32 protein-coding genes are annotated in these 26,992 nt (G+C 44.2%); 15 read left to right on the top strand and 17 right to left on the bottom strand.

The features are described 5' to 3' along the window. Window positions 1-26 precede the first annotated feature (26 nt). Entirely contained in the window at window positions 27-3,704 is a 3,678-nt protein-coding gene (metH, locus tag L4D74_RS00685; protein WP_428750281.1) for a methionine synthase, read from the top strand. Window positions 3,705-3,781: 77 nt separating this feature from the next. On the opposite strand, the gene L4D74_RS00690 is transcribed toward metH, so the two are convergent. Together L4D74_RS00690 and L4D74_RS00695 are read right to left on the bottom strand one after the other, a co-directional pair. After that, the gene (locus L4D74_RS00690; RefSeq protein ID WP_428750282.1) at window positions 3,782-5,053 is read right to left on the bottom strand and encodes an HlyC/CorC family transporter; all 1,272 of its coding nucleotides are present in this window, start codon (window positions 5,051-5,053) and stop codon (window positions 3,782-3,784) included. 104 nt (window positions 5,054-5,157) lie between these two features. Further along, complete coding sequence (locus tag L4D74_RS00695) at window positions 5,158-5,952, bottom strand: cytochrome C assembly family protein (protein ID WP_428750283.1); 795 nt, start codon at window positions 5,950-5,952, stop codon at window positions 5,158-5,160. Window positions 5,953-6,124: 172 nt separating this feature from the next. Here L4D74_RS00695 and ffh point away from each other — a divergent pair, with 172 nt between their 5' ends. From ffh to rplS, 5 genes are all read left to right on the top strand, one after another. Further along, the gene (gene ffh, locus L4D74_RS00700; RefSeq protein ID WP_428750284.1) at window positions 6,125-7,507 is read left to right on the top strand and encodes a signal recognition particle protein; all 1,383 of its coding nucleotides are present in this window, start codon (window positions 6,125-6,127) and stop codon (window positions 7,505-7,507) included. 418 nt (window positions 7,508-7,925) lie between these two features. After that, window positions 7,926-8,174: a 30S ribosomal protein S16 gene (rpsP, locus tag L4D74_RS00705; RefSeq protein WP_250615891.1), complete on the top strand. Its 249-nt coding sequence runs from the start codon at window positions 7,926-7,928 to the stop codon at window positions 8,172-8,174. 20 nt (window positions 8,175-8,194) lie between these two features. Further along, window positions 8,195-8,749: a ribosome maturation factor RimM gene (rimM, locus tag L4D74_RS00710; protein ID WP_265676350.1), complete on the top strand. Its 555-nt coding sequence runs from the start codon at window positions 8,195-8,197 to the stop codon at window positions 8,747-8,749. 35 nt (window positions 8,750-8,784) lie between these two features. Further along, the gene (trmD, locus tag L4D74_RS00715; RefSeq protein WP_428750285.1) at window positions 8,785-9,534 is read left to right on the top strand and encodes a tRNA (guanosine(37)-N1)-methyltransferase TrmD; all 750 of its coding nucleotides are present in this window, start codon (window positions 8,785-8,787) and stop codon (window positions 9,532-9,534) included. Window positions 9,535-9,583: 49 nt separating this feature from the next. Then, window positions 9,584-9,937, top strand: coding sequence for a 50S ribosomal protein L19 (rplS, locus tag L4D74_RS00720; protein ID WP_006074418.1), 354 nt, complete (start codon window positions 9,584-9,586; stop codon window positions 9,935-9,937). A gap of 154 nt (window positions 9,938-10,091) precedes the next feature. Here the strand turns inward: rplS and mgtE are convergent, their stop codons facing one another. The 12 genes from mgtE to L4D74_RS00780 all read right to left on the bottom strand — a co-directional run bounded on the left by mgtE (window position 10,092) and on the right by L4D74_RS00780 (window position 19,275). After that, window positions 10,092-11,450 (bottom strand): magnesium transporter, encoded by a 1,359-nt coding sequence (mgtE, locus tag L4D74_RS00725; RefSeq protein ID WP_265676347.1) that lies wholly within the window; start codon window positions 11,448-11,450, stop codon window positions 10,092-10,094. A 114-nt stretch (window positions 11,451-11,564) separates the two neighbouring features. Beyond that, on the bottom strand, window positions 11,565-11,840 hold the full coding sequence (locus tag L4D74_RS00730; RefSeq protein ID WP_428750286.1) for an HPr family phosphocarrier protein: 276 nt from the start codon (window positions 11,838-11,840) through the stop codon (window positions 11,565-11,567). 9 nt (window positions 11,841-11,849) lie between these two features. After that, entirely contained in the window at window positions 11,850-12,707 is an 858-nt protein-coding gene (rapZ, locus tag L4D74_RS00735; protein ID WP_428750287.1) for an RNase adapter RapZ, read from the bottom strand. 18 nt (window positions 12,708-12,725) lie between these two features. After that, a complete protein-coding gene (gene ptsN / locus L4D74_RS00740; protein WP_428750288.1) occupies window positions 12,726-13,172 on the bottom strand; it encodes a PTS IIA-like nitrogen regulatory protein PtsN in 447 nt (148 codons plus the stop codon). Window position 13,173: 1 nt separating this feature from the next. Beyond that, a complete protein-coding gene (gene hpf / locus L4D74_RS00745) occupies window positions 13,174-13,461 on the bottom strand; it encodes a ribosome hibernation promoting factor (RefSeq protein ID WP_265676343.1) in 288 nt (95 codons plus the stop codon). A 25-nt stretch (window positions 13,462-13,486) separates the two neighbouring features. After that, window positions 13,487-14,953 carry an RNA polymerase factor sigma-54 gene (locus L4D74_RS00750; protein WP_428750289.1) on the bottom strand — a complete coding sequence of 489 codons (1,467 nt, stop codon included), beginning with the start codon at window positions 14,951-14,953 and terminating at the stop codon, window positions 13,487-13,489. 45 nt (window positions 14,954-14,998) lie between these two features. Beyond that, window positions 14,999-15,724: an LPS export ABC transporter ATP-binding protein gene (gene lptB / locus L4D74_RS00755; protein ID WP_428750290.1), complete on the bottom strand. Its 726-nt coding sequence runs from the start codon at window positions 15,722-15,724 to the stop codon at window positions 14,999-15,001. Between the two features lie 11 nt (window positions 15,725-15,735). Beyond that, a complete protein-coding gene (gene lptA / locus L4D74_RS00760) occupies window positions 15,736-16,230 on the bottom strand; it encodes a lipopolysaccharide transport periplasmic protein LptA (protein WP_428750291.1) in 495 nt (164 codons plus the stop codon). Beyond that, a complete protein-coding gene (gene lptC / locus L4D74_RS00765; RefSeq protein WP_428750292.1) occupies window positions 16,211-16,774 on the bottom strand; it encodes an LPS export ABC transporter periplasmic protein LptC in 564 nt (187 codons plus the stop codon). The genes lptA and lptC overlap by 20 nt, the downstream gene beginning before the upstream one ends. Further along, complete coding sequence (kdsC, locus tag L4D74_RS00770; protein ID WP_428750293.1) at window positions 16,771-17,328, bottom strand: 3-deoxy-manno-octulosonate-8-phosphatase KdsC; 558 nt, start codon at window positions 17,326-17,328, stop codon at window positions 16,771-16,773. Before kdsC ends, lptC begins: the two co-directional genes overlap by 4 nt. Continuing rightward, window positions 17,328-18,296: a KpsF/GutQ family sugar-phosphate isomerase gene (locus L4D74_RS00775; protein ID WP_428750294.1), complete on the bottom strand. Its 969-nt coding sequence runs from the start codon at window positions 18,294-18,296 to the stop codon at window positions 17,328-17,330. The genes kdsC and L4D74_RS00775 overlap by 1 nt, the downstream gene beginning before the upstream one ends. A gap of 10 nt (window positions 18,297-18,306) precedes the next feature. Then, complete coding sequence (locus L4D74_RS00780) at window positions 18,307-19,275, bottom strand: calcium/sodium antiporter (protein ID WP_428750295.1); 969 nt, start codon at window positions 19,273-19,275, stop codon at window positions 18,307-18,309. 144 nt (window positions 19,276-19,419) lie between these two features. Here L4D74_RS00780 and L4D74_RS00785 point away from each other — a divergent pair, with 144 nt between their 5' ends. The 9 genes from L4D74_RS00785 to L4D74_RS00825 all read left to right on the top strand — a co-directional run bounded on the left by L4D74_RS00785 (window position 19,420) and on the right by L4D74_RS00825 (window position 24,937). Then, on the top strand, window positions 19,420-19,554 hold the full coding sequence (locus L4D74_RS00785) for a hypothetical protein (RefSeq protein WP_428750296.1): 135 nt from the start codon (window positions 19,420-19,422) through the stop codon (window positions 19,552-19,554). Window positions 19,555-19,575: 21 nt separating this feature from the next. Then, window positions 19,576-20,370 carry a phospholipid ABC transporter ATP-binding protein MlaF gene (gene mlaF / locus L4D74_RS00790; protein WP_428750297.1) on the top strand — a complete coding sequence of 265 codons (795 nt, stop codon included), beginning with the start codon at window positions 19,576-19,578 and terminating at the stop codon, window positions 20,368-20,370. A 1-nt stretch (window position 20,371) separates the two neighbouring features. Further along, window positions 20,372-21,151: a lipid asymmetry maintenance ABC transporter permease subunit MlaE gene (mlaE, locus tag L4D74_RS00795; RefSeq protein WP_428750298.1), complete on the top strand. Its 780-nt coding sequence runs from the start codon at window positions 20,372-20,374 to the stop codon at window positions 21,149-21,151. A 17-nt stretch (window positions 21,152-21,168) separates the two neighbouring features. Then, window positions 21,169-21,657, top strand: coding sequence for an outer membrane lipid asymmetry maintenance protein MlaD (gene mlaD / locus L4D74_RS00800; protein WP_428750299.1), 489 nt, complete (start codon window positions 21,169-21,171; stop codon window positions 21,655-21,657). A gap of 4 nt (window positions 21,658-21,661) precedes the next feature. Then, entirely contained in the window at window positions 21,662-22,303 is a 642-nt protein-coding gene (locus L4D74_RS00805; protein ID WP_428750663.1) for an ABC transporter substrate-binding protein, read from the top strand. Then, window positions 22,300-22,599 carry an STAS domain-containing protein gene (locus L4D74_RS00810; protein WP_428750300.1) on the top strand — a complete coding sequence of 100 codons (300 nt, stop codon included), beginning with the start codon at window positions 22,300-22,302 and terminating at the stop codon, window positions 22,597-22,599. Before L4D74_RS00805 ends, L4D74_RS00810 begins: the two co-directional genes overlap by 4 nt. Before the next feature lie 9 nt (window positions 22,600-22,608). Further along, window positions 22,609-22,863, top strand: coding sequence for a BolA family iron metabolism protein IbaG (gene ibaG / locus L4D74_RS00815; protein WP_250615872.1), 255 nt, complete (start codon window positions 22,609-22,611; stop codon window positions 22,861-22,863). A 9-nt stretch (window positions 22,864-22,872) separates the two neighbouring features. After that, window positions 22,873-24,138, top strand: a complete 1,266-nt coding sequence (gene murA, locus L4D74_RS00820; RefSeq protein ID WP_428750301.1) for a UDP-N-acetylglucosamine 1-carboxyvinyltransferase — start codon at window positions 22,873-22,875, stop codon at window positions 24,136-24,138. Window positions 24,139-24,208: 70 nt separating this feature from the next. Next, window positions 24,209-24,937: a 1-acylglycerol-3-phosphate O-acyltransferase gene (locus L4D74_RS00825; protein ID WP_428750302.1), complete on the top strand. Its 729-nt coding sequence runs from the start codon at window positions 24,209-24,211 to the stop codon at window positions 24,935-24,937. A gap of 85 nt (window positions 24,938-25,022) precedes the next feature. Here the strand turns inward: L4D74_RS00825 and L4D74_RS00830 are convergent, their stop codons facing one another. From L4D74_RS00830 to pyrB, 3 genes are all read right to left on the bottom strand, one after another. Further along, entirely contained in the window at window positions 25,023-25,412 is a 390-nt protein-coding gene (locus L4D74_RS00830) for a RidA family protein (RefSeq protein ID WP_428750303.1), read from the bottom strand. 108 nt (window positions 25,413-25,520) lie between these two features. Next, a complete protein-coding gene (gene pyrI, locus L4D74_RS00835; protein ID WP_428750304.1) occupies window positions 25,521-25,982 on the bottom strand; it encodes an aspartate carbamoyltransferase regulatory subunit in 462 nt (153 codons plus the stop codon). Window positions 25,983-25,994: 12 nt separating this feature from the next. Continuing rightward, window positions 25,995-26,924 (bottom strand): aspartate carbamoyltransferase, encoded by a 930-nt coding sequence (pyrB, locus tag L4D74_RS00840; protein ID WP_428750305.1) that lies wholly within the window; start codon window positions 26,922-26,924, stop codon window positions 25,995-25,997. Window positions 26,925-26,992 lie beyond the last annotated feature (68 nt).

Here is a 26,992-nt window from a genome sequence, read left to right on the forward strand (position 1 = left end):
ACAACAGCAAGGAACGAGGCAGTATTGTGGTAAGCAGCATTAGACAAGTGATTGAGACTCAATTGAAAAAACGCATCCTACTGATTGATGGTGGGATGGGGACGATGATTCAAGGCTATAAGTTGGAAGAAGCCGATTATCGAGGAGAACGTTTTGCTGATTGGCCATCCGATCTTAAAGGTAATAATGATCTTCTGGTTTTATCTCAACCTGATCTTATCAAAGAAATCCACGGTGCTTATTTAGAGGCTGGTGCCGATATCCTTGAAACCAATACATTTAACGCCACCACGATAGCGATGGCCGATTATGACATGGAATCTCTAAGTGATGAGATTAACTTTGAAGCGGCACGCCTTGCTCGTGAGGTTGCCGATGAGTGGACGGCAAAAAATCCAGATAAACCAAGGTTTGTCGCTGGGGTTTTAGGTCCAACAAACCGAACATGTTCAATTTCTCCTGACGTGAATGATCCAGGTTATCGTAATGTCTCATTTGATGAGCTCGTTGTGGCTTACTCTGAATCAACACGAGCACTGATTAAAGGTGGTTCGGATCTTATTCTTATCGAAACTGTATTTGATACGCTGAATGCTAAGGCTTGTGCATTTGCGGTTGAAACGGTACTTGAAGAGCTCGATATCGATTTGCCTATAATGATTTCGGGCACCATCACCGACGCGTCTGGACGTACGTTATCCGGACAAACCACCGAAGCTTTTTATAACGCATTGCGTCATGTCAATCCTATCTCGTTTGGCCTTAACTGCGCGCTAGGTCCTGATGAACTACGTCAATACGTACAAGAAATTTCCCGTATTGGTGAAGGCTATATTTCCGCTCACCCTAACGCAGGCCTTCCTAACGCATTTGGCGAGTATGATTTATCGCCTGAAGACATGGCTGAGCACATTGGTGAATGGGCACAAAGTGGTTTTCTAAACCTAGTCGGGGGATGTTGTGGAACCACCCCTGAACATATTCGTCAGATGGCGCTAGCCGTGGAAGGTGTAACGCCTCGCCCATTACCTGAGATTCCTGTTGCATGTAGACTGTCAGGTCTTGAGCCACTGACCATAGAAAAAGACAGCTTGTTTATTAACGTTGGTGAGCGAACCAATGTGACAGGCTCTGCTCGTTTTAAGCGTCTTATCAAAGAAGAGCTCTATGATGAAGCACTTGAAGTCGCTAGGCAGCAAGTTGAAAACGGTGCACAGATCATCGATATCAATATGGATGAAGGTATGTTGGATGCCGAAGCCTGTATGGTGCGATTTTTAAATCTTTGTGCGTCAGAGCCTGAGATATCTAAAGTGCCGATTATGGTCGACTCCTCTAAGTGGGAAGTGATCGAGGCGGGATTGAAATGCATCCAAGGTAAAGGGATCGTTAACTCGATTTCGTTAAAAGAAGGCAAGGAAAAATTTGTCGCGCAAGCTAAGCTGATTCGTCGTTATGGCGCAGCTGTCATTGTGATGGCATTTGATGAAGTGGGCCAAGCGGATACACGCGAAAGAAAAATTGAAATTTGTACTGAAGCTTATCGTGTGCTGGTGGATGAAGTCGGCTTCCCGCCCGAAGATATTATTTTTGACCCCAATATATTCGCTGTTGCGACGGGCATTGATGAGCATAACAATTATGCCGTCGATTTTATTGAAGCCGTTGCAGATATCAAACGAGATCTGCCTCACGCCATGATCTCCGGTGGTGTCTCGAACGTTTCGTTTTCGTTCCGTGGCAACAATTATGTTCGTGAAGCGATTCATGCCGTGTTCCTTTACCACTGTTTTAAAAATGGTATGGATATGGGCATTGTGAACGCTGGTCAATTAGAAATTTACGACAATGTTCCGGATAAGCTCCGTGAAGCGGTTGAAGATGTGGTATTGAACCGTCGTGATGATGGTACCGAAAGGCTACTTGATATTGCCGCAGAGTATGCAGGGAAAGGCGTTGGTAAGGAAGAAGATGCCAGCGCACTTGAATGGCGCACTTGGTCGGTCGAAAAACGTTTAGAGCATGCTCTGGTTAAAGGCATTACCGAGTATATTGTTGAGGATACCGAAGAAGCGCGCATTAATGCCGAAAAACCACTACATGTCATTGAAGGTCCGTTAATGGATGGTATGAATGTGGTAGGTGATTTATTTGGTGAAGGGAAAATGTTCCTACCTCAGGTAGTGAAGTCTGCTCGAGTTATGAAGCAGGCGGTGGCACATTTAGAACCTTTCATTAATGCCATGAAAGAAGCAGGCTCTACTAACGGTAAAATATTGCTTGCTACTGTAAAAGGCGATGTTCACGACATCGGAAAGAACATTGTCGGTGTGGTACTGCAATGTAATAACTATGAGATTATTGATCTAGGCGTCATGGTGCCGTGTGAAAAAATCCTGAAGGTAGCGAAGGAAGAGAACGTCGATATTATTGGTCTATCAGGATTGATTACCCCATCGCTAGATGAAATGGTGCATGTCGCCAAAGAAATGGAGCGGCAGGGTTTTGATCTACCATTGCTCATCGGTGGCGCTACTACCTCTAAAGCCCATACCGCCGTCAAAATTGAACAAAACTACAGTCAACCTGTCGTCTATGTTAACAATGCATCACGAGCCGTGGGAGTGTGTACTTCATTATTGTCAAACGAGCTGAAGCCTGATTTTGTTAGCAAGCTTGATGTCGATTATGAACGTGTTCGTGATCAGCATAACCGTAAGAAGCCTAGAACAGCGCCCGTTACGCTTGAGCAAGCAAGAGATAATAAAGTCGCGATTGATTGGGATAACTATACACCTCCCGCGCCATTAAAGCCTGGCATCCATATTTTTGATGACTTTGATGTTGCGGCGTTGCGTGAATATATCGATTGGACGCCATTTTTCATGACGTGGACGCTAATGGGTAAATACCCGAAAATCTTTGAACATGAAGAAGTGGGAGAAGAGGCGAAGCGATTATTTAAAGATGCGAATGACATGCTTGATCGCGTCGAAAAAGAAGGGCTACTTAAAGCGCGAGGCATCTGCGGTTTATTCCCTGCGTCGAGTGTCGATGATGATATTGAAGTGTATACCGATGAATCTCGAACCGAAGTTAAACAGTTACTGTGCAATCTAAGGCAACAGACTAAGAAGCCGAAAGGTTATAACTACTGTCTTTCTGATTACATTGCGCCGAAAAATAGTGGCAAGCAAGACTGGATTGGTGCTTTTGCGGTAACTGGTGGGATTGGAGAGCGAGAGTTAGCCGATGAATATAAAGCCAATGGTGATGATTATAACGCGATTATGATTCAGGCCGTTGCTGACAGGCTGGCAGAAGCGTTTGCGGAATACTTGCATGTTCGTGTTCGTAAAGACATTTGGGGCTATGCTCCCGATGAGTCATTAGATAATGAAGATCTTATTCGTGAAAAATACCAAGGTATTCGACCTGCACCAGGTTATCCTGCGTGTCCAGAGCATACTGAGAAAGGACCGCTTTGGGATTTACTTCAAGTGGAAGAATCGATCAATATGTCGTTAACGACAAGCTATGCGATGTGGCCTGGAGCATCGGTGTCTGGTTGGTATTTCTCGCATCCAGATTCACGTTATTTTGCGATAGCTCAAATTCAAGAAGATCAATTGTTGAGTTATGCCGATCGCAAAGGTTGGGATAGAGTTGAAGCTGAAAAATGGCTTGGACCAAACATCAACTGATTCCCTTCTCTGGTAACTGGTAACGAAAAAACGGCTCTTTGATGAGCCGTTTTTTTATTAGGTAGAAGCTATGTCTATTAAGCTTGATGATTTTTCGGAAATACCTTAACCATCTTGATTCGGTTTTCTTCTAGTTCGACAATTTCCATCAAGTGGTCAGCTACTTCTACGCTAAGGTGACTTTCGGGAATGTCCTCTAAGTACTCGAGCATCAAGCCATTAAGCGTTCTTGGACCATCTGTGGGAAGTGACCACTTTAGCCCCTTGTTGATATCTCTTATATTGGCGCTGCCTTCGATTAAGAAACTGCCGTCACCTTGTGGAGAAATCTCTTCGGCTAAGGTTGGGGCGATTGAAGTGGTAAACTCACCAATAATCTCTTCTAAAATATCTTCTAACGTTACAAGGCCGTTGATGTCGCCATATTCGTCGACGATAAGGCCAATTCGCTGTTTATTGCGCTGAAACTTTAGCATCTGTACGTTGAGGGGAGTACCTTCTGGAATAAAGTAGACCTCATCAGCGCTGCGTAGCAGGGTTTCTTTAGTGAATTCATTTTTTTCCAGCATAAGGCGATAAGACTCACGGAGTCTTAGCATGCCGACAACTTCATCGATTTGATCGCGATAAAGTACTACTCGGCCATGAGGCGAGTGTGTTAGCTGACGCACAATAGACTTCCAGTCATCATTGATGTTGATGCCAGTGATTTCATTACGCGGAATCATAATGTCGTTCACGGTGACATGCTCAAGATCCAAAATAGAAATCAGCATGTCTTGGTGACGTCTAGGGATTAATGAGCCAGCTTCATTGACCACAGTACGTAATTCTTCAGAGCTTAGATGATCTTCATCGGTGTGGTTAGCTTTAATACCAAGTAGTCGAATAAACCCATTAGTAATGAAGTTAACTAGAATGACAAGAGGCGAGAGCACTTTCATTAAAATGGTAAGTAAGATACTGCTCATGAAAGACACTCGCTCGGGATAGAGAGAGGCTAGTGTTTTTGGCGTGACTTCCGCAAAAACTAAAATAACAAGGGTCAAGGCCCCTGTAGCTATAGCGACACCAACATCACCGTAGAGGCGTAAGCCAATAACGGTTGCAATCGCGGATGCGAGAATATTGACGAGGTTATTGCCGATAAGGATCAAGCCAATAAGGCGGTCTGGACGATTTAATAATCGTTCCACGCGCTTCGCACCTTTGTGACCTGTTTTTGAGAGATGTTTGAGTCGATAGCGATTCAAAGACATCATCCCTGTCTCTGAACCAGAAAAATAGCCGGAAATTACAATCAGACCTGCGAGAACTGCAAATAAAATACCGGTCGAAATGTCGTCCAAAACGTATCCGTTCCTTTAATAATAGTATTGGTCAATTAATGAGCGAGTTGACGCTTGATGTCAATGCTACTTTTGAATAACAGTGAGCGAAGCGTCATTCTGAATTAGTTGAGTATGATTTCTTGAACAAAGCGACTACCAAAGTACGCCAAGGTGAGCAGTGTTGCGCCTGCAATCGCAAACCAAGTCACTTTTTTACCACGCCATCCCTTATGGTAGTGACCCCAAAGTAGCACCGAGTAAATCACCCATGCCATGAATGATAGAATACCCTTATGTGCCTTGCCTTGAGCAAACATATCTTGGACAAAGATGAAACCTGTGATCAGTGTGGCACTGAGTAGAGCGGTTCCAATTAAAATGATCTTGAAAAGTTGCCTTTCCACCATCATTAATGGGGGTAAGTTTGGGTTGATGCCCAACGCTTTCTTATTTTTTAGTTTGTGATCGAGCCAAGCAAGTTGAATGGCGTACAGCGCCCCAATTGATAGCGTGGAATACGAAAACAGTGCTAAAGCAATATGAAGTAATAGCTTTGGGTTATGCTCTAAGTGCGTAATGAAGGCGGTCGGTACAAACGCAGCGACGGATAAATTAATCGCAGCAAAGCTATAGACGACAGGCAGTAAAAACCAAATACGCGTTTTCATCATCGCTACACTCATAAACAGTGAAATGATGAAGCCGATGAGCGAAGCGACATTTAGGATGCTAAGGTTTTGTCCTGAGCCACTTAGGATAAGATCACTTAGCAACCAGGCATGACACAGCAGTGCTAGCGAAGCACTGGTGAGAACAGTTTTCGTGCGGATCCCGACTTGTTGAACCAAGCCTGGGATAATAGTAGCGATAGCAAGCGCATAAAAAATGGCTGCAGAAGTTGCGATTAAACTGTCCATTTTGCCTAAAAATCTATGGTTTAGAGCTTGAATTATACCCTGCATCGACCCAATGAGCTACGTCATATGTAAAAAGTATTGATTAGTATTTGATCTTGTTAAGTATGACTCTGATCGCTGGCTAAGGTATACTGACCATAATTGATCGCAATTTTTAAGCGAAGAGAAAAAAATGTTTGAGAATTTAACGGATCGTCTATCCAAAACGCTGAAGAACATCAGCGGTAAAGGTCGCTTGACCGAAGATAATATTAAAGACACGTTGCGCGAAGTTCGCATGGCGCTTCTAGAAGCGGACGTGGCACTGCCTGTTATTCGTGAGTTTATCAAAGGCGTTAAAGAGCGCGCCGTTGGTGTTGAAGTATCGAAGTCACTGACACCTGGCCAAGAGTTCATTAAGATTGTTCAAGCTGAGCTTGAGTCCGTGATGGGCGAATCAAATGAAGCTTTGGATCTTGCCGCGCAGCCACCTGCCGTTATTTTGATGGCTGGTCTGCAAGGTGCCGGTAAAACGACCAGTGTTGGTAAACTTTCTAAAATGCTCCATGAGCGTGAGAAGAAGAAAGTTCTCGTGGTATCTGCGGATGTTTATCGCCCTGCTGCGATCAAACAACTCGAGACATTGGCTGGCGATGTGGGTGTTGATTTCTTTCCTTCATCGGCTGATCAAAAACCTATTGATATTGCCAATAATGCTATCGAACATGCCAAGAAGAAATTCTACGATGTTCTGATTGTCGATACGGCGGGTCGCCTAGCGGTTGACCATGAAATGATGGAAGAGATCCGCGATCTTCACGCGGCTATCGATCCAGTTGAAACGCTGTTCGTAGTTGATGCGATGACAGGTCAAGATGCTGCGAATACCGCAAAGGCATTTGGCGATATGCTGCCATTAACTGGTGTCGTACTGACTAAAGTCGATGGTGATGCGCGTGGTGGTGCAGCCTTATCGGTTCGTCATATTACGGGTAAGCCAATCAAATTCTTGGGTGTGGGTGAAAAAACTGACGCACTTGAACCATTCCATCCTGATCGTGTAGCCTCGCGTATTTTAGGTATGGGCGATGTGCTGTCGCTGATTGAAGATCTACAGCGTAATGTCGATACCGAAAAAGCCGAAAAAATGGCTAAGAAGTTTAAGGAAAAGAAAGGTTTTGACCTTGAAGACTTCCGTGAACAGCTTGGCCAAATGCAAAATATGGGTGGAATGATGGGAATGATGGACAAGCTACCAGGCATGTCGAACGTCCCAGATAATGTTAAAGATAAAGTTGATGACAGAATGTTTAAGCAGATGGAAGCCATCATCAACTCTATGACGATGAAAGAGCGCCAGCGTCCAGAGCTTATTAAAGGCTCGCGTAAAAAGCGTATTGCTGCGGGTTCTGGTACTCAAGTTCAAGATGTTAATCGTCTACTTAAGCAGTTTACACAGATGCAGAAGATGATGAAGAAAATGCAAAAAGGCGGCATGCGCGGCATGATGCGTAATATGCAAGGCATGATGGGCGGCATGGGTGGCGGTGGTGGTTTTAATCCATTCGGGCGCTAATACTCTCGCTTTACGATGGGATGAACTAGCAAATACGACCTATTAATAGCGCCATCGTTTTGACTGATAAAAAGGGTTACGTGCATAGGCCGTAACCCTTTTTATCATCCCCTCGATAGTGAAGTAGTCCTCGTTTAACCATAACGACGTATCAATCGGTCTGGATGTACATGTGAGGTTGAAATTTAACCAATGAAGAGTTGTGATTTTAGTTATCAGCGAGCTTATTTTTCAAACTGTTAACTCAGTCACGTTGCTAAGCTCACGATTGTGCTGGTGAAAAAATAGCTAAATACCTTGCATTGAAACGGAATAAGAGTAAAATTCCGGGGCTTTATTTTGGCACGAGACCTCAGGTTTTTCATAAGAGAAACACTTCTGAGGTCATTTTTATTATTGAGAAAGCAAAGAGGACGATATGGTAACCATTCGTTTGGCACGTCACGGCGCGAAGAAGCGTCCATTCTATCAAATCGTAGTAGCGGATAGCCGCAATGCTGCAACTGGTCGTTTCATTGAGAAAGTAGGTTTCTTTAACCCAACTGCTCAAGGTCAAGAAGAAGGCCTACGTCTAGATCTAGAGCGCGTTAACCACTGGGTTAGCCAAGGCGCTACAGTTTCTGACCGCGTAGCTAAGCTAGTTAAAGACGCTCAAAAAGCGGCTTAATTATTAGCTCAGTAAGCAGTATGTCGATGAAAGGTAAAGACACGATGAGTAACCAAAGCGAAAGAATTGTTGTAGGTAAATTAGGTTCTACTTATGGCATTCGTGGATGGCTGAAAGTTTTTTCCTATACAGACGATCCTGAAAACCTTTTTGATTACAGCCCTTGGTATATTAACCAGAAGGGCAAATGGGTTGAGGTTAAGGTTGAAAGTTGGAAGCGCCATAACAAAGGTATGGTGTGTAAACTAGAAGGTTTAGAGGTTCGAGAAGAAGCTCACCTACTGACTAACTTTGAAATCGCAATCGACCCAGCGGTGCTGCCTGAACTGTCAGAAGATGAATTCTACTGGCGTGAATTGTTTGGAATGAAAGTGTTTACGACAAAAGGTTACGACTTAGGTGAAGTAACTGACATGTTGGAAACCGGTTCAAATGATGTTTTGGTAGTGAAAGCAAATCTTAAAGATGCTTTCGGGCAAAAGGAACGGTTGGTACCGTACCTTGAAGAGCAAGTGATCAAAAATGTTGATCGCGAAGCTCGACGGATCGAAGTTGACTGGGATCCTGGATTCTAATCCAGTAGCTGGTAACCAATAGAGCGAGAGAACAGATGTGGGTTGGCATAATTAGCCTGTTTCCAGACATGTTCCGCAGCGTTACTGACTACGGAGTAACAGGTCAAGCGGTTAAAAAAGGTTTATTGTCTATTGAGACTTGGAATCCTCGAGATTTCACTCATGACAAGCATCGCACTGTCGATGATAGACCTTACGGTGGTGGTCCAGGTATGTTGATGATGGTTCAGCCTTTGCGCGATGCCATTACAGCTGCCAAAGCTGCATCACCGGGTAAGACGAAAGTGATTTACCTGTCTCCCCAAGGTCGTAAACTCGACCAACAAGGGGTAGAGGAATTAGCGAAGAACGACAACCTAGTGTTGATATGTGGTCGCTATGAAGGGGTAGATGAGCGCATCATCCAAACTGAAGTTGACGAAGAATGGTCAATTGGAGATTTTGTGATGACGGGTGGGGAAATCCCAGCCATGACGTTGATTGATTCAGTGTCTCGGTTTGTTCCGGGAGTATTGGGTGACTTTGCGTCAGCAGAAGAAGATTCTTTTGCAAATGGTTTGTTGGATTGTCCGCATTACACGCGCCCTGACGTGCTGGATGGACTGGAAATACCGAGTGTATTAAAGTCTGGAAATCACAAAGACATTCGTCGCTGGCGACTACAACAGTCGTTGGGCCGTACTTGGCTAAGAAGACCGGAACTCCTGGAAAACCTAGCTCTGACTGACGAACAGGAACAATTACTGGCTGAATTTATCAAAGCGTATCGTTTAGATGAAAAGTAAGCAGTAACCTATTTATTTTAGTATCAGTTTATTCTAGGAATTTAAGAACATGAGTAACATCATCAAGGCTCTTGAAGAAGAGCAAATGAAATCAGGCCTACCTAAATTTGCACCAGGTGACACTGTTGTAGTTCAGGTTAAAGTAAAAGAAGGTGACCGTGAGCGTCTACAGGCATACGAAGGCGTTGTAATCGCTATTCGTAACCGTGGTCTTCACTCTGCATTCACAGTTCGTAAAATCTCGAACGGTGAAGGTGTTGAGCGTACGTTCCAAACTCACTCTCCAATGGTTGATAGCATCGAAGTTAAACGCCGTGGTGCAGTACGTCGTGCCAAGTTGTACTACCTACGTGAGCGTTCTGGTAAGTCAGCTCGTATCAAAGAGAAACTTGCTAAGAAGTAATGCTATTAAACTAGCGTTCTCAAATAAAAACGGAGCCCATTGGGCTCCGTTTTTTTATGGTGTTATCTTTATTTCTGGGCTCTATGTCGAGAGATAAGGCCCTAATATGACGATAATTCTAGGGACTTACCATTGGATAGAGCGGCGAATACGATTACGTGAGGAGTACAGTCGCTAAGCCAAGGAAGACAGATAAACCGATTACATCGGTAATCGTCGTCAATGCCATGCCCCCCGCAAGCGCCGGGTCAATGTTCAGTTTCTTCAGGAAAATAGGGATGGTTACCCCAGCAATACCTGCCACGAGTAAGTTGGTAAGCATCGCGGCTGAAATAATGCCTCCTAGCATCCAGTTTCCTTTCCACGCCACGACAATGCCACCAATAATTAATGCCCAGAGTATGCCGTTTAGAAAGCCTATTGCCGCTTCTTTAAGTAATAGCTCGCGCTTGTTACTGTCACCAATGTGACCTAATGCCAGACCTCTAATGACCAAGGCGACGGTTTGGTTCCCTGCAACCCCTCCCATTGAAGGTACAATAGTCATCAGCACGGCGATAGCGGCCATTTGCTCTAAGGTGGCTTCAAACATATTAGAAACAGAAGCAGCAGCAAGTGCTGCTAGAACGTTAGCACCAAGCCACACACTTCGACGCCTTGCGGATTTAACGACAGGTGCAAACGTATCTTCATCATCGTCCATACCCGCCATACTCATCATGGAGTGCTCGGCGTCTTCTCGAATAATATCGACCACATCATCGATCGTAATACGACCAACAAGGTGATGATCACTATCCACAACCGGTGCCGATACCCAGTCTCGACGTTCAAATAAAGATGCGACATCGGAATCACTAGTTTCCACATGGATAGCCTCGTCGGCATCATCCATAACATCAATAACTTTTACATCAGGCTGCGTTGTTAAAATAGTACTGAGGGACAAATGTCCGATAAGCATGCTTTCTTCGTCGATGACATAGAGAGCGTCAGTTGCCTCTGGTAGCTCGCCTCGCATGCGAAGGTAGCGAAGTACTACATCGACATCCACATCACCACGAATAGTAATTACGTCGGTATTCATGATACCGCCGGCGCTGTCTTCTGGATAAGAGAGGGCAGTCTCTACACGTTGCCTATCAGCCGTGTCCATTTGAGACAATACTTCGCGTGAAACGTCATCTGGTAAGCTTCGTAAGACATAGGCGACATCATCGGTGTCCATGCCTTCAGTTGCTTCCGCCAGTTTTTCTGGTGCCATTTTTGACACGAGATTGTCTTTGACGTCTTCATTTAATTCATCAAGAATTTCGCCATAGTCTTCAGGGTCAGTGAGTTGCCAAAGGACGTCGCGACTTTTACGAGGGGAGGCCTCGAGAAGGTGAGCAATGTCTTCAGGTTCCATATCCTGAAGCTGTCTGCGTACGTAAACAAAGCGACCATTTTCTAGTGCTTCACTTACTTCTTGGAGCGTTTGGTGAGCTTGGTCGAATTCTATTTGCTCTGCCATGGCTACCCCTTGAACTTAACTGCTTTAATGTACTGAATATTAGCCTAATTCTACACGTTAATTAATAACAACGTATGAATGGCGATGCGAAATTTTTACTCGCTAAGAATTGGCTTACTCATCTTCATCAAAACGATGCTCAACCAGTTCACAAACCGCTTGTAGGGCTTGCTCTGCTTGTTCTCCATCAGCCTTGATAGTGATGAACTCGCCTTGAGCTGACTCTAGCATCAGTAACCCCATGACACTGTCCGCCGTCGCTTCTTTTTGTTCGTGATTACAGATAGTAACGGTTGCATGAAAGCTTTGTGCAAGTTCGACGAGTTTGACGGCTGCACGAGCGTGCAACCCTAAACGATTCTGAATCAAAACGGTTCGGGATGTCGACATGAAGGGTTCCTATTGATGATATTCTAGCGAAGCATGCCGTATTTGGACCTGATGCCCGCTTTGAGCGAAGTATTCACCGATTTGTTGTGTGATATAAACTGAGCGGTGTTTGCCCCCTGTACAGCCGATAGCAACGGTTAGGTAGCTGCGGTTGTTTTTCTCTAGCATCGGCAACCATCGCTCAATGAAGTTTTGGATTTGCAACTTCAATTCAATGACTTCTGGATGTGATTCAAGAAATGACTTGATAGGCGCGTCAAGGCCAGTCAGTGGTCTTAATTCGGGTTGCCAGTGAGGGTTAGGGAGAAAGCGCACGTCAAAAACGTAGTCGGCATCGTTAGGCATTCCATATTTGAATCCGAATGATTGGAACACCATCACCAGTTCTTTCTTTTCTTTGCCTTCTAGTTCAATGCGAATAGTTTCACTAAGATCGTGAATGGAACGCTTGCTGGAATCGATTAAGTAGTCAGCTTGTTCTTTGATTGGCTTTAATAGTTTGTGCTCAAGATCGATCGCTTGCTCGAGCGAGAGCTTTTCTTTTTGCTGTGAAAGTGGGTGAATTCGTCTTGTCTCGCTGTAGCGAGTAAGAAGAACCGATTTCGTCGCATCGAGAAACAACACTTTTACGTCATGCTGCTTAGCTAACTCATCAAGCTTGATACTGAGTTGGTTGAGATTCTCTGGTAGGTTTCTGATATCGATGCTAACAGCAACATTTTGTTGAGAGTCTTGAGTACTCTCAACAAAATGGTCAAGTAAATCGACGGGTAGGTTATCCACGCAGTAATAACCAGAGTCTTCTAGTACTCTTAGAGCAACACTTTTTCCTGCTCCAGAATGCCCACTTACAACAACCAATCGCATAATTCTGACTCTGTATAATTAGTGGCTAACGATAATGTCGTAAAGCTCTTGATCACTTTGGGCTTTACGTAGTTGCTTAAGTACAACTTTATCGTTCAAGCGCTCAGCCATGCACGATAGTGTCTTAAGGTGCTCTTTACATTGAGCGTCAGGAACTAGTAATGCAAACATCAAATCAACAGGTCGATTATCTATCGAATCAAACTCAACAGGCTCTTGGCACTGCAATAAGATAGCGACAGCTTTATCGCTATCTTGCATTCGTGCGTGAGGAATCGCAATACCATTCCCAATACCAGTACTGCCGACTTTTTCGCGGTTTAGCATGCACTCAAACAATTCTGTTGAGCTTTGACCCGTTTGTTCAGCGGCAATTTCACTGATGATTTCGAGGGCGCGTTTTTTACTCGTACAAGGAACTGCACTTTTTGTGCAGTCCAGAGTCAATACTTCACTTATTTGCATGTTAGTGATTACTTATTTTTTCTTTGTGCTTATTCAATTGTCGGACAAGCTTATCAACGAGTGAGTCTATAGCGGCGTACATACTCTCGTCTTCTGCTGTCGCATGAATTTCAGCTTGATTTATGTGGAGCGTAGCTTCAGCGATCTGATTTAATTTTTCAACACGTAATATCACTTGAATGGTATTTATATGATCAAAAAAGCGTTCTAGTTTCTGAAATTTACTATTAACGTAGTCTTGCATTGACTCAGTAAGATCAACATGGTGGCCTTGGATTTGAATTTGCATAGACTTTCCTTTTTGGTTATGGGCCTTAAAGTAGGCGTTTGCGCTGACTTGAAGGGGCGATGCCTAAGGACTCTCGATATTTTGCTATGGTCCGTCTAGCAACTTGGATGCCTTGGTCAGCTAACTGAGCTGCGATTTTACTATCGCTCAATGGCTTGGCTGAATTTTCTCCAGCAACAAGCTTCTTGATAAGGGCTCGAATAGCGGTAGAGGAACACTCACCACCATTGTCTGTCGATACGTGACTTGAAAAGAAATATTTCAGTTCAAAAATACCACGTGGTGTATGCATATACTTTTGTGTTGTAACCCTAGATATTGTTGACTCGTGCATATCAACCGCTAACGCAACGTCATTCAATACCATCGGTTTCATCGCTTCTTCACCATACTCAAAGAAGTCATGCTGATGCTCAACAATGCACTTTGCGACTTTGAGCAGAGTCTCGTTTCGACTCTCTAGGCTTTTGATTAACCATTTCGCCTCTTGAAGGTTTGAGCGAATGTATTGGCTATCCGCGCTATTCCCCATGCCTAGCTGCGCGTATTGTTGGTTGACCTTTAATCGTGGCACGCTGTCTGGGTTTATTTGTACCACCCACTTACCACGGTCTTTAAAGACAGAGACATCAGGAACCACATACTCGGTTTCATCTGGTGTGATCTTACTGCCCGGGCGAGGGTCGAGTTGCTGAATAAGCTGTAGGACTTCTCGAAGCTCTGTCTCTTTTAGCTTAGTCTCTTTAATCACGAGTTTGTAATCACGATTGCCTAATTGGTCAATATGATGCGCTAAAATGAGTCTGGCTTCATGTAGCCATGGGGTGTCTTCAGGGAATGTGGCCAGTTGCAGTAAAAGGCAATCTTGTAAATTAACGGATGCAACACCTAATGGATCAAATTGCTGAATACGTTTACGGACCGCTTCTACTTCATCAAGTTCAAGATCGTTGATATCGACACTTTCGAGTAACTCTTCACACGATTGAGTGAGATAGCCTTGGCTGTCAATAGCGTCAATAACGGCTAGCGCAATTGCTCGGTCGGTGTCAGAAAACGGCGTAAGATCGAGCTGCCAAATAAGGTAGTCTTGCAGTGATTGCGTCGTTTCGCCTTGGTAGATCGGTAGGTCGTCATCTAAGCTAATGCCCGTGTTGCCTGTATTGGCGCTGTAGACGTCATCCCAAGTGGTATCTATTTCTAGATCATTGGTTATCTCAGAAGACTCGATGAGCTCCGAGCTATCTTTAGGCTCTGGCTCGCTTGTCGCCTCAAGACTGGAGTCCTCTTTTTTTTCTAGGCTGTTCTTTTCTTCATTAGCGCTTGTCTCTTCTACTGACTCTTCAACATCAAGTAGCGGGTTCGAATCCAAAGCTTCTTGAATTTCTTGTTGAAGGTCGAGTGTAGACAGTTGCAATAAGCGAATGGCTTGCTGCAACTGTGGTGTCATTGCTAACTGTTGACCTAGCTTGAGTTGTAATGAGGGTTTCATGCAGTCTTGTTGGCCTATTAATAAATGTTCTACCTGACTATTAAATCATAGTCGGAATTGTTCTCCGAGATAAACCTGTTTTACATGTTCATTATTGAGAACATCTTCCGGTGTTCCTTCGGCGATCAAGTGTCCTTGGCTGACGATGTAGGCTTTTTCACAGACATCCAGTGTTTCACGAACGTTATGGTCTGTGATTAATACACCTAGACCTCGGTCTCTTAAATGCTCGATGATTTTTTTAATATCAATAACCGAGATTGGATCAACCCCAGCAAAAGGTTCATCGAGTAAGATAAACTGTGGGTTCGCGGCCAATGCTCGGGCTATTTCTACTCGGCGACGCTCGCCACCAGACAATGCCATTCCGGCACTTTTGCGAATATGCTGAATACTAAACTCTTCAAGTAGGTCTTCTAAGCGATCTTGACGCTCTTCTTGCGTTAACTCATTTCGAGTTTCCAGTACTGCCAATATGTTGTGTTCAACACTGAGTTTTCTGAAAATAGACGCTTCTTGCGGCAGATAGCCTATACCCATTTTTGCGCGGCTGTGCATCGGCAAAATGCTGATGTCTTCGTCATCAATGGTGATAGAACCTTCATCGCGCGCAACAAGTCCGACAATCATATAGAAAGACGTCGTCTTACCTGCACCGTTAGGGCCGAGTAAGCCGACAATCTGGCCCGATTCTACGGAGAGACTCACGTCAGAAACGACCTTTCGATTTTTATAGCTTTTTGCTAAGTGAGTTGCTTTAAGTAGCGCCATAATCGAAATATTTACTCTTGAGCTTGTTGAGGTTGAAGAACGGTCGATACCCGTTCATTTGAGTTACCGTCGGCAATCAGTTTTTGCGACGAAATTCTATAACGAATCTTGGTGCCGCGAATGATGCTGCCATCTTGAGATAACATGGCTTGGTTCGTCATCGTCAATTGATCATTTTGTAGGGAGTAATGTAACGTCTTTGCTTCGCCATATAAGGTTTTACCGTCGTCAGTCAATTGTGAGAACGTCGCTAAGTTACCAAACCCTTCAATGACTTGAAGGGCTCCAGTTTTTGCTTCTCTGGTGACGATGATTTTGTCAGCGTTAATATTAATGCTGCCTTGCTTTAGTTTTACATCGCCGACGAACGTAACTTGATTGCTTTTCATATCAAGTTGCTGACTGTCAGAGTCGATATACACGGGTTGCTCCGTATCCGTAGAGAGTGCGTATGCCGCTACTGGTAATATCAGGCAAAGCCCAAGGCTAAGGTGTGAGAGTTTCATATTTACTATTCACTTTTTTATAAAGCTCTGCGAGGTTGTCTGCGAAGTTTCCTTTCATCGCATCCCCACGCGTTTCAAACTGTGGGCCTAACATAAGAACGTTAGTATCTGCCCAAAAATCACGATTGTCTAACTGAATGCTCATCTGGTCTGTCGATAAAGTATCGAAACCGGAGTCATCAAGCAAATTTCTAGCAATGACGTCGTCATAGAGCGTTAAGACATCTTGTTTATCTAGAATGGCTGTTGCTGCCGATATTTCCCACTCTTGAGTGGTGCCTTGTGCATAGATCTTGAGTACTGGGCGGTCAAATACCGTGTCGCCTTTTTTCGAAAAATGTTCAAGATAGACGGAGCTAATGCTGTAGCTGCGCACACCATTATCAGAGTAAGAGATGTTAAGCAGATCTTTACCACTGAAGGCTGGAAGTTCAATATTCGGTGCAACTTGAATAACGCCAGTATCCTCTTTGGTATAGAGGTAATACGCGCAACCAAGCGATATGATGAATAAAAGGGTATAAAGAGTACGAGATAGACTCATATACTCAAACCTTTATGAAGTTCTAGCTGTCCTTTGGATTCTAAAATAATATCGCAAACCTCTCGAACTGCGCCGCGTCCCCCTGGTATTGAAGTGACGTAGTCTGCTTTTCTTGCCAATAATGGGTGCCCATCAGCCACACAAACACTAAAGCCAATTTGTTCCATAACCGGCCAATCAATGAGGTCGTCACCGATATAGGCGGTTTGGTTGGCGGCTATATTGAGTTTATTACAGATATCTTGGTACGCAATAACCTTGTCATCTTGGCCCTGATAAATCAAAGAAATACCTAAAGCTTTCATTCGGTTCTCAACAATTTGTGATGTTCGGCCAGTAATGATCGCCACTTCAATGCCCGCATTCATTAGCGCTTTGACGCCATATCCATCGCGAGTATGGAAGGTTTTTAGTTCTTCGCCATCATTACCCATATAGACAAGGCCATCAGAAAAGACCCCATCTACGTCACAAATAAGCAGTTGGATTTGTGCTGCTTGCTCAACAACCGTGGTTTTTATCGGCCCATAAAGTGTTTCTGTCATTTGAGTCATTACATCACACCTGCTTTGAGTAAGTCGTGCATGTTGAGCGCCCCAACAACCTGGTTGTCTTCTAGTAAAATTAGGCCATTGATATTTTTAGATTGCATTAGATGCAGCCCTTCTGCCGCAAGCATGTTTGGCGTTGCTGTGGTTGGGTTGAGTGTCATAACCTCACCAATACTCGTGGTATGAATATCAATGCGTTTATCTAAAATACGGCGCAAATCGCCATCGGTGAAAATACCCAGTAGCTCGCGAGACTTATTGACCACGGCGGTCATACCTAGCCCTTTTTCGGTAATTCTTAGTAGGGCATCGCGGATGAGTGTTTCTGGGGTAACAAAGGGCAATGCCTCTCCAGAGTGCATGATGTCACTTAGTTTTAGCAATAGCTTACGACCAAGCGCACCACCAGGGTGAGAGAGTGCGAAATCTTCTTCACTAAACCCTCTCGCTTCAAGCAGGGCGATAGCTAAGGCGTCTCCCATGACAAGAGTGGCGGTAGAGCTTGATGTAGGCGCTAGACCTAATGGGCATGCTTCTTTTGGCACTGTGATTTGTAAGTGATGATCGGAGAGCTTAGCCATTGTCGAGGTTGGCTTGCCTGTCATGCTTACCGTCGTGATCCCTAGGCGTTTGAAGACAGGGAAAAGACTGATGATTTCATGGGACTCACCTGAATTAGAAATCGCGATAACGAGGTCTTGAGCTTCAATCATACCTAAGTCACCATGCGCAGCTTCGCCTGGGTGTACGAAAAAGGCGGATGTCCCAGTACTAGCAAAGGTCGCAGCCATCTTTTTTCCAATATGGCCAGACTTGCCCATCCCCATGACAATCACTTTGCCTTGATGGTTCAAAATACTATGACAAACCGCTGCAAAATTAGCATCGATATAATGCTCAAGGTTCTGTAGTGCCAAGATTTCAGTATCCAATACGCGCTTTGCTGAACCGATATAATCAAATGAAGACATAATGTGACTCCTAAGCAGCCATATTGGCGATGAGATAGATTTGATAAGCTAGGAAGCAAGCAAATAATATGAAACCTTCTAGACGGTTGATGCTTCTAGATTTTCCGAGTGCCATGATCACAAGTAACAGTGACACACCTAGCATGACCCAAAAGTCACGACCCATGGCGTATTCGCTCAATACTGACGGATTTAATACGCCAGGTATGCCCATGACTGCAAGAATATTAAAGACATTAGAGCCAATAATATTACCGACGGCCATGTCATCTTCGCCTTTTAACACACCAGCCAAAGAAGCCGCGAGTTCAGGTAAGCTGGTGCCAATAGCAATGATGGTTAAACCAATAACCAAGTCGCTCATACCAAAGAATTGTGCAATGGTCACGGCACTATCAACGAGGCGGTCAGCAGCGATAGGGAGAATAATTAGACCGATAATAACCCACATAGCCGCTTTGCCGTTGCTCACCCCTTCTGGAATCTCAGATTCCTGATCGTCAAGCATGACGTCTCCGCCACTGGCTTTTTCCGCTTTGCTGATATGAAGCATGGCGATAATAAAAGCGCCAAATAACGCAAATAAAATGATGCCTTCATAAAAACCGAGGTGACTGTCCCAAAGTAAAATGCCGGCAATTAGTGTGACCGCAATCATGAGCGGGAGTTCACGTCTTAAAATGCCAGATGAGATTGAAAGCGGCTTGATCATAGCGGTGATACCAAGGATCAGTGCTATGTTGGCGATGTTTGAGCCAAGAACGTTACCAACGGCGGTATCTGTTTTTCCTTCCAGAGCCGCCGTTGCAGAAACCATCATTTCTGGTGCAGAAGAGCCCATAGCAAGGATTGTCATACCGATAACAAGCGGTGATATACCAAAGTTACGAGCTAATGCTGCGGAACCATAAACGAGTTTGTCTGCACTCCATACCAGGAATACCAGACCAATTATAAGAAACACCACTGCTTCAAGCATGCTTTAGATCCATTCACTTTTACTAAGATATTTGGCGGGTAATTTTGACGGTTTAGCATCCAAAATGGAAGCTAATCAACAAATAAAATGACAATATGTTTCAGAACCATATACGCTAATAATAGAGGCGAATCAAAGTGCCGTATGAATGTACATACCATTATTGGCTGGAAATGTGATGAATACTCACATGTGTTTGCTACTCTATCTCCAACCGTCGTCATTTTAGGGTTTTCATTGGGCGTTACGATCATTATGATGAAAGCCTCTAAGGATTAGGCTTTATTGATAAGGAACACTATGTCAAACAATGACTTGGTTTCCGTGAAAGGACTGTCATTCTCTCGAGGTGAACGTGTTATCTTCGATGATATTGAATTGCATGTGCCTAAAGGGAAGATCACGGCAATCATGGGGCCATCTGGAATAGGTAAAACAACATTGCTTCGCCTAATTGGTGGGCAACTGTATCCAGATCGTGGCGAAATATGGTTTGAAGGCGATAATATTCCCTCATTATCTCGTAAGCGTTTATATGACGTAAGAAAAAAAATGAGTATGCTGTTCCAGTCTGGAGCACTGTTCACCGATCTTACGGTCTTTGACAATGTCGCCTTCCCCCTTCGAGAACATACCCAACTTTCCGAACCCTTGATACGAACCTTAGTGTTGCTAAAGCTTGAGGCCGTTGGCCTAAGAGGGGCCGCTCAGTTAATGCCGAGTGAGTTGTCTGGTGGTATGGCGCGGCGAGCCGCATTGGCCAGAGCGATCGCACTTGATCCTGATCTTATTATGTATGATGAACCTTTTGTTGGGCAGGATCCTATCACCATGGGGATTTTAGTTGAGCTCATTCGCTCTCTAAATATGGCGCTCAACCTTACCTCTATCGTCGTTTCACATGACGTCCCTGAAGTGATGTCCATTGCGGACTGGGTATATTTGTTGGCCGACGGTAAAGTGGTTGCCAAAGGCTCACCTGAAGAGCTTAGGAATGACCCAGATCCGAGAGTTCAGCAGTTTTTAGTTGGTGATGCCGATGGCCCTGTGCCTTTTCGCTATCCTGCCAAGTCACTAGAACAGGATCTTTTTTAATATGTTGCAACTGGTACAAAAGCTCGGTCATCGCACTTTGATGTTTTGTCAGTCATGGGGGCGTGCAACCTTTGTTTTATTGGGAGTCCTACTATCCAAACCTCAACCGGTGAAACACTTCCCCTTGTTAATGAAGCAATTGCACAATGTCGGTGTACAGTCTCTTGCCATTATTAGCGTCTCAGGCTTGTTTATTGGCATGGTGTTAAGCTTACAAGGTTATGTTGTGCTGGTGGATTATGGTGCAGAGGGTAGTCTTGGACAAATGGTCTCTTTGTCATTGCTAAGGGAGCTCGGGCCGGTTGTGACGGCATTGTTATTCGCTGGTCGAGCTGGTTCAGCGTTAACCGCGGAAATTGGCTTGATGAAAGCGACAGAGCAACTATCGAGTATGGAAATGATGGCCGTGGATCCGCTAAAACGCGTGATTGCCCCTCGTTTCTGGGCTGGTGTTATTTCGATGCCATTACTGGCGATGATTTTTATGTCCATTGGTATTTGGGGTGGACAGTTAGTCGGTGTGGACTGGAAAGGCATCGACCATGGGAGCTTTTGGTCGGCGATGCAGTCTTCGGTAGAACTGGGAAGAGACATTGGTAACAGTGCTTTAAAATGTATTGTATTTGCGATAACGGTGACTTGGATAGCCCTATTTAATGGTTACGATGCCGTACCTACATCCGAAGGCATCAGTCAGGCGACAACAAGAACGGTTGTTCATTCGTCGCTGGCGGTATTAGGGTTGGATTTTGTACTAACCGCATTGATGTTTGGCAATTGAGAATAAAGGAATTATGAATGCAACAAACTAGAAAGCTAGAATTGTGGGTGGGTGGCTTTGTTCTCACGGGACTTTGCGCAATTTTGTTTATCATTTTTCAGGTTGCTGACGTTAAAGGGCTTGGTTCAACGGATACTTATACGTTAGAGGCTCGGTTTGACAACATTGGTAGCTTAAAAGCACGCTCTCCAGTCAAGGTTGGTGGGGTAGTTGTAGGGCGAGTTAGTAAGATACACCTAGATAAGGAAAGCTATTTACCGGTTGTTGAGTTATCGATTAATGCTGATTATCAGTTTCCAGACACTTCCAGTGCGCAAATACTCACGTCTGGGTTAATTGGTGAGCAATATATTGGTCTCGTTCCAGGCTTTATATTTGATGATGAAGAGTACTTGGTGGATGGAGACAGAATAGAAGACACCAAGTCAGCCTTAGTACTGGAAGATATGATAGGTCAAGTACTATACAGCATTGGAGGAAATTCAGATGATACTAACAAAGAGTAATACGATGATCAGAATTTGGGTGATGCTGATGGTTGTTTTAGGCACGTTTAGCGTGTCGGCTCAGGACATTGATAAAAGTCAGCCTTACGAGATGATGCAAAAGGTGGCGGATCGCACTTTTACGCGATTAGCAAAAGAGCAGTCGTTAGTTCAACGTGACCCTAATTACCTAAAAGTGGTGGTTGAGGAAGAGCTGATGCCCTACGTTAACGATCGCTATGCGGCATTGAAATTGCTGGGTCCGAATTTAAAAGGGGCGAAGCGCGAGGACGTATTAGAGTTTGCAAAAGCTTTTCGCGAATATCTCGTCACCTCTTATGCGCAAGTGTTAACTCAATATACTGGACAAGAGATTCAATTTGGACCTAGGCCTATTATTGACGATAAAACCACGATAACGGGCGTTCGAGTCACGATATTGGATTCGCCAAGACCTAACATTAATCTTGAGTTTAAACTAAGAAAAGATAAGAAAACAGGCGATTGGAAAGCGTTTGATATGATCGCCGAAGGTATAAGCCTATTGTCGAGTAAGCAATCAGAGTGGAACAGCAAAATTCGTCAAGAAGGCATCCTCTCCGTTGCTAAAGAATTGGAAACCTTATCTCAGGCATCGATTCGATTTGAAGGGAAATCAGGACAGTGAGTGCTAAATTCGACTTTAGTGATGGCAGCAATTTATGTCTCAGCGGTATCTTGACTCGCGATAGCGTTCCTTCACTTTGGAAGCAAATTGAGGCGCTTGACTACCCTGAATCTAGTATTAATGTGTCTCTAAAAGAGGTAGCACGTATAGATTCTGCTGGTATGGTGATGCTAATTCACTTAATAGAGCATGCAAAAAATCGAAAGTGTCATATAATGCTCAGCTTCGTGCCCGACGAGCTGAAAATGTTGTTTCAGCTAAGTAATGTTGAATCGGTAATTGAGAAACACATTTAGGAGTATCTTGTGGATAGCACAAAAGTACAGGAACTATTGCAAAGCGAACTAAACCTAGAAGAAGTACATGTTAAAGGTGAAGGTAGCCACTACGAAGTGATCGCAGTAGATGCTCAATTCGCAGGCATGAGCCGAGTTAAAAAACAGCAGATGATTTATAAGCCTCTGATGGAATACATTCAGCGTAATGACATCCACGCCGTCTCGATAAAAGCCTTTACTCCAGAAGAGTGGGCTCGAGATAAAAAGTTGATGTCACTGTAAGGTTAAGTAATGGATAAGTTTAAAGTTATTGGATCGGACGCGCCGCTACAAGGTGAAGTGTTGATCTCAGGTGCTAAAAATGCAGCACTACCAATTTTGTTTGCTTCGATTCTTGCAGAAGAGCCAGTAGAAGTAGCGAATGTTCCTCGTTTACGTGATATCGATACCACGATGAAGCTGCTGGGCCGTCTAGGCGCTAAAGTTCACCGTAATGGTTCAGTTCATGTCGATGGTAGCCAAATTAATGAATTTTGCGCACCTTATGATTTAGTGAAAACCATGCGTGCCTCGATTTGGGCTTTAGGTCCACTGGTGGCTCGATTTGGTAAAGGCCAAGTGTCTCTTCCTGGTGGCTGCGCAATTGGTGCTAGACCCGTTGATCTGCATATTCACGGCCTTGAACAGCTTGGCGCGACCATCACATTAGAAGATGGTTACGTGAAAGCTGAAGTCGATGGTCGTCTTAAGGGCGCTCATATTGTCATGGACAAAGTGAGTGTTGGTGCGACGATTACCGTTATGTGTGCTGCGACCTTAGCAGAAGGTAAGACCGTTCTAGATAATGCGGCGCGCGAGCCTGAAATTGTTGACACGGCGAACTTCCTGAATGCGATCGGAGCAAAAGTGTCTGGCGCAGGTACGGATACGATTACCATTGAAGGTGTTGAGCGCCTTTCTGGTGGCAAACATAGTGTGGTTGCGGATCGCATTGAAACCGGAACATTTTTGGTTGCCGCTGCAGTTTCTGGCGGTAAAGTAACATGTCGTAACACCAGTGCGCATTTGTTAGAAGCTGTTATCGCTAAGCTTGAAGAAGCGGGTGCAAAGGTTGAAAGTGGTGAAGACTGGATATCGCTTGATATGACCGGACGTGATCTAAAAGCTGTCTCTATTCGTACCGCTCCTCATCCAGGGTTTCCAACGGATATGCAAGCGCAGTTTACGCTATTAAATATTATGGCAAAAGGTGGTGGCGTTATCACCGAAACCATCTTCGAAAATCGCTTCATGCATGTACCTGAACTGATGAGAATGGGTGCAAAAGCTGACATTGAAGGCAATACCGTGATTTGTGGCGATGTTGACTCGTTAAGTGGTGCTCAAGTGATGGCAACGGATCTTCGAGCATCAGCAAGCTTGGTTATTGCAGGCTGTATTGCGAAAGGCGAAACGATAGTTGATCGTATTTACCACATTGATCGTGGTTATGACCGCATTGAAGATAAGCTAACGTTGCTCGGTGCGAATATTACTCGCATTCAGGGCTCAGAATAGTATTTAAGTAATAGCAATTAGCCGGAATCGAGAGGTTTCGGCTTTTTTTTGATATTTGTCGGAGCACAAAATGATCGCTTTTTTCCGCTGCATCGCAGTGGCTATTTTCGCTATCGTCATGTTTGTTTTTGGGTGTGGCTACTGTTTGTTGAGCCCAAGAAATCCAAAACACGTATTTAGATTTGGCCGCTATTTTGGCGCTATGTCTAAAGTCTTTGGCGTTAAGCTCGAACTTAGATTGCCAGAAGATGCCTATCAGCGTGGTCAGCATGTCTACATTGCTAACCACCAGAACAATTGGGATTTATTTACCGTCTCTGCTGCTGTGACACCTAATGTTGTAACAGTTGGGAAAAAGAGCTTAGCGTGGATGCCCTTTTTTGGGCAGTTGTATTATCTCACGGGGAATATTTTGATTGACCGTGCGAACCGCAGCAAGGCGAAGGGAACGATTGACCAAGTTGTCGATAGCATGAAGAAAAGCAACCTATCGGTTTGGATGTTTCCGGAAGGAACACGTTCACGTGGACGCGGGATGTTACCCTTTAAAACCGGTGCATTTCATGCTGCAATAGGTGCGAAAGTGCCAATTATCCCTATCGTGTGTAGCAGTACTTCTCACTTAAAGCTGAATAAGTGGGATAATGGTCATATCATAGTTGAGATGCTGCCACCTGTTTCTACCGAAGGGTGCAGTAAGGAGAATATTCGAGAACTTGCTAACCTGTGTCGAGAGCAGATGAAGCATAAGCTAGAGCAGCTTGATGCGGAAGTTATCGAACTCAATAAAAAGAAATAATAAAAAGGGTTGTGTGAACAACCCTTTTTAGTGTCTGACGTTTCAATATCTTAATGAATCGATAGTGAAATAAGCCAGTGGCGTGTTATTTACGAACCGCAATGGCTTCGATTTCAATCTTCACATCTTTTGGTAAGCGTGCGACTTCAACACATGAACGAGCTGGGTAGTTAGCAACTTCATGCTCATCAAAAAACTTGCCATAGACTTCATTGACCGTACCAAAGTCATTCAAATCTTTAACAAAAACCGTCATCTTTACAATATCTCCAACAGTGAGACCTGATGATTCGACGACTGCTTTTACATTATCAAGAGATTGACGAGCTTGTTCAGAGATATCATCAGAGACGTCGCCAGTAATAGGGTTGACTGGAATTTGACCTGAAGTCAGAACCATATTGCCGAGATCGACGCCTTGAACATAAGGGCCAATTGCAGCTGGAGCCGATTCAGTATGAAGTACTTTAGTCATTGTTCATCTTCCATTGTTTTAGGGGAAATAATATAAGACTAGACTGCCAACTGGCTCCATAAAAATCAAGCCTACATTTAGTAGGCTTGATTAATAACACTATCGTGATTAGCGCTCAGTTAGGATCTCTCTGGCAAACACTTTCTCGCAGTACTTACATTTGAGGCGAATGTCATCATGCTTTTCGAAGACTTGGAAGCTACTGTCTACCGGCTCATTATGAGTAATACAGTTAGTATTTGGGCACTCAAAGATACCATTGATATGTTCAGGCAATTCCAGCGCTAACTTCTTACTGACTTCATAATTTTCGATTTGGTTAACCGTGGCATGAGGTGCATAAAGAGCCAATTTGTTGGCTTGCTCTTCACTCACAAAGACATTCTCAATTTTGAGTAGATCTTTAGTGCCCAACGCTGAAGAAGGAAGGTTTAAACCAATCGTCACACGTTGTTGGGACTGATCCATGGCAAACAGCTTTAATACCTTGATGCCAATATTGGCCGGAATATGATCAATGACCGTGCCGTTTTTAATTGCTTCGACTTGTAGTTGAGTTTCTTTAGTCATGTTATGCCTACCTTACAACGTTTCATTTAACACAAGAGCTAAGAGTGCTTCACGCGCATATACGCCGTTTTCTGCTTGCTGGAAATAGTAAGCGTAAGGCGTTTTATCAACGTCCACGGTGATTTCATCAACACGAGGAAGAGGGTGAAGTACTTTTAGGTTGTCGCGTGCTTGTTTCAATGTCTCAGCTGATAGGATGTAGGCTGATTTGATGTGCGCATATTCGGATTCATCAAATCGCTCCTTCTGCACTCGGGTCATGTAGAGTACGTCCAATTCAGGTACAACTTCTTCAATATCTTGGTGAATACTAAACTTGATGCCCGATTCTTCTAGTTCTTCACAGATATAGTCAGGCATGGCAAGTGCCTCTGGCGCGATGAAATAAAAACGCACATTATTAAACTTTGCTAGCGCTTGAGTTAACGAGTGAACCGTTCGACCATATTTTAGATCACCGACGAATGCGACATTGATGTCATCGAGTCGCCCTTGTGTTTCATAAATACTGTAGAGATCCAGAAGAGTCTGTGTTGGGTGTTGATTCGCACCATCACCGGCATTGATAACAGGCGTGCCATTTGAAAACTCAGACGCAAGGCGAGCAGCCCCTTCTTGTGGGTGGCGCATAACAAAAGCATCAACGTATGAGGAGATAACTTGAACGGAATCAGCAAGCGTTTCGCCTTTTTTAGCCAGCGATGTATTGCCGCCACTATCAAAACCAATGACATCGCCACCAATACGTTGGATAGCTGTTTCAAATGATAGGCGAGTACGAGTTGAGGGTTCAAAGAAACAGCTCGCGATCACCTTATTTTTGATCAGCTCAGGTTGTGGGTTTGACTTAAGTTGTCCAGCCGTTTCCACGATGAGTTCTAGCTCTTCACGAGACAGCTCAGGAATTGAGATAATGTGCTTTTGGTACAGCGTATTCGCCATGTTTATCTTCCCTATAGTTAAAACTAAACCAGAGTTAGCAGCCATAAAAAAGCCCCCCATAGCGGGAG

The organism is Vibrio cionasavignyae, from assembly GCF_050337155.1.
GTDB lineage: Bacteria > Pseudomonadota > Gammaproteobacteria > Enterobacterales > Vibrionaceae > Vibrio > Vibrio nomapromontoriensis.

Excerpts from the sequence above, each read along its gene's own strand:
- L4D74_RS00695 (WP_428750283.1), bottom strand. The coding sequence starts at position 5,952 with ATGGACAGTTTAATCGCAACTTCTGCAGCCATTTTTTATGCGCTTGCT.
- ffh (WP_428750284.1), top strand. The coding sequence starts at position 6,125 with ATGTTTGAGAATTTAACGGATCGTCTATCCAAAACGCTGAAGAACATC.
- rpsP (WP_250615891.1), top strand. The coding sequence starts at position 7,926 with ATGGTAACCATTCGTTTGGCACGTCACGGCGCGAAGAAGCGTCCATTC.
- rimM (WP_265676350.1), top strand. The coding sequence starts at position 8,195 with ATGTCGATGAAAGGTAAAGACACGATGAGTAACCAAAGCGAAAGAATT.
- trmD (WP_428750285.1), top strand. The coding sequence starts at position 8,785 with ATGTGGGTTGGCATAATTAGCCTGTTTCCAGACATGTTCCGCAGCGTT.
- rplS (WP_006074418.1), top strand. The coding sequence starts at position 9,584 with ATGAGTAACATCATCAAGGCTCTTGAAGAAGAGCAAATGAAATCAGGC.
- mgtE (WP_265676347.1), bottom strand. The coding sequence starts at position 11,450 with ATGGCAGAGCAAATAGAATTCGACCAAGCTCACCAAACGCTCCAAGAA.
- L4D74_RS00730 (WP_428750286.1), bottom strand. The coding sequence starts at position 11,840 with ATGTCGACATCCCGAACCGTTTTGATTCAGAATCGTTTAGGGTTGCAC.
- rapZ (WP_428750287.1), bottom strand. The coding sequence starts at position 12,707 with ATGCGATTGGTTGTTGTAAGTGGGCATTCTGGAGCAGGAAAAAGTGTT.
- ptsN (WP_428750288.1), bottom strand. The coding sequence starts at position 13,172 with ATGCAAATAAGTGAAGTATTGACTCTGGACTGCACAAAAAGTGCAGTT.
- hpf (WP_265676343.1), bottom strand. The coding sequence starts at position 13,461 with ATGCAAATTCAAATCCAAGGCCACCATGTTGATCTTACTGAGTCAATG.
- L4D74_RS00750 (WP_428750289.1), bottom strand. The coding sequence starts at position 14,953 with ATGAAACCCTCATTACAACTCAAGCTAGGTCAACAGTTAGCAATGACA.
- lptB (WP_428750290.1), bottom strand. The coding sequence starts at position 15,724 with ATGGCGCTACTTAAAGCAACTCACTTAGCAAAAAGCTATAAAAATCGA.
- lptA (WP_428750291.1), bottom strand. The coding sequence starts at position 16,230 with ATGAAACTCTCACACCTTAGCCTTGGGCTTTGCCTGATATTACCAGTA.
- lptC (WP_428750292.1), bottom strand. The coding sequence starts at position 16,774 with ATGAGTCTATCTCGTACTCTTTATACCCTTTTATTCATCATATCGCTT.
- kdsC (WP_428750293.1), bottom strand. The coding sequence starts at position 17,328 with ATGACTCAAATGACAGAAACACTTTATGGGCCGATAAAAACCACGGTT.
- L4D74_RS00775 (WP_428750294.1), bottom strand. The coding sequence starts at position 18,296 with ATGTCTTCATTTGATTATATCGGTTCAGCAAAGCGCGTATTGGATACT.
- L4D74_RS00780 (WP_428750295.1), bottom strand. The coding sequence starts at position 19,275 with ATGCTTGAAGCAGTGGTGTTTCTTATAATTGGTCTGGTATTCCTGGTA.
- L4D74_RS00785 (WP_428750296.1), top strand. The coding sequence starts at position 19,420 with ATGAATGTACATACCATTATTGGCTGGAAATGTGATGAATACTCACAT.
- mlaF (WP_428750297.1), top strand. The coding sequence starts at position 19,576 with ATGTCAAACAATGACTTGGTTTCCGTGAAAGGACTGTCATTCTCTCGA.
- mlaE (WP_428750298.1), top strand. The coding sequence starts at position 20,372 with ATGTTGCAACTGGTACAAAAGCTCGGTCATCGCACTTTGATGTTTTGT.
- mlaD (WP_428750299.1), top strand. The coding sequence starts at position 21,169 with ATGCAACAAACTAGAAAGCTAGAATTGTGGGTGGGTGGCTTTGTTCTC.
- L4D74_RS00805 (WP_428750663.1), top strand. The coding sequence starts at position 21,662 with ATGATCAGAATTTGGGTGATGCTGATGGTTGTTTTAGGCACGTTTAGC.
- murA (WP_428750301.1), top strand. The coding sequence starts at position 22,873 with ATGGATAAGTTTAAAGTTATTGGATCGGACGCGCCGCTACAAGGTGAA.
- L4D74_RS00825 (WP_428750302.1), top strand. The coding sequence starts at position 24,209 with ATGATCGCTTTTTTCCGCTGCATCGCAGTGGCTATTTTCGCTATCGTC.
- L4D74_RS00830 (WP_428750303.1), bottom strand. The coding sequence starts at position 25,412 with ATGACTAAAGTACTTCATACTGAATCGGCTCCAGCTGCAATTGGCCCT.
- pyrI (WP_428750304.1), bottom strand. The coding sequence starts at position 25,982 with ATGACTAAAGAAACTCAACTACAAGTCGAAGCAATTAAAAACGGCACG.
- pyrB (WP_428750305.1), bottom strand. The coding sequence starts at position 26,924 with ATGGCGAATACGCTGTACCAAAAGCACATTATCTCAATTCCTGAGCTG.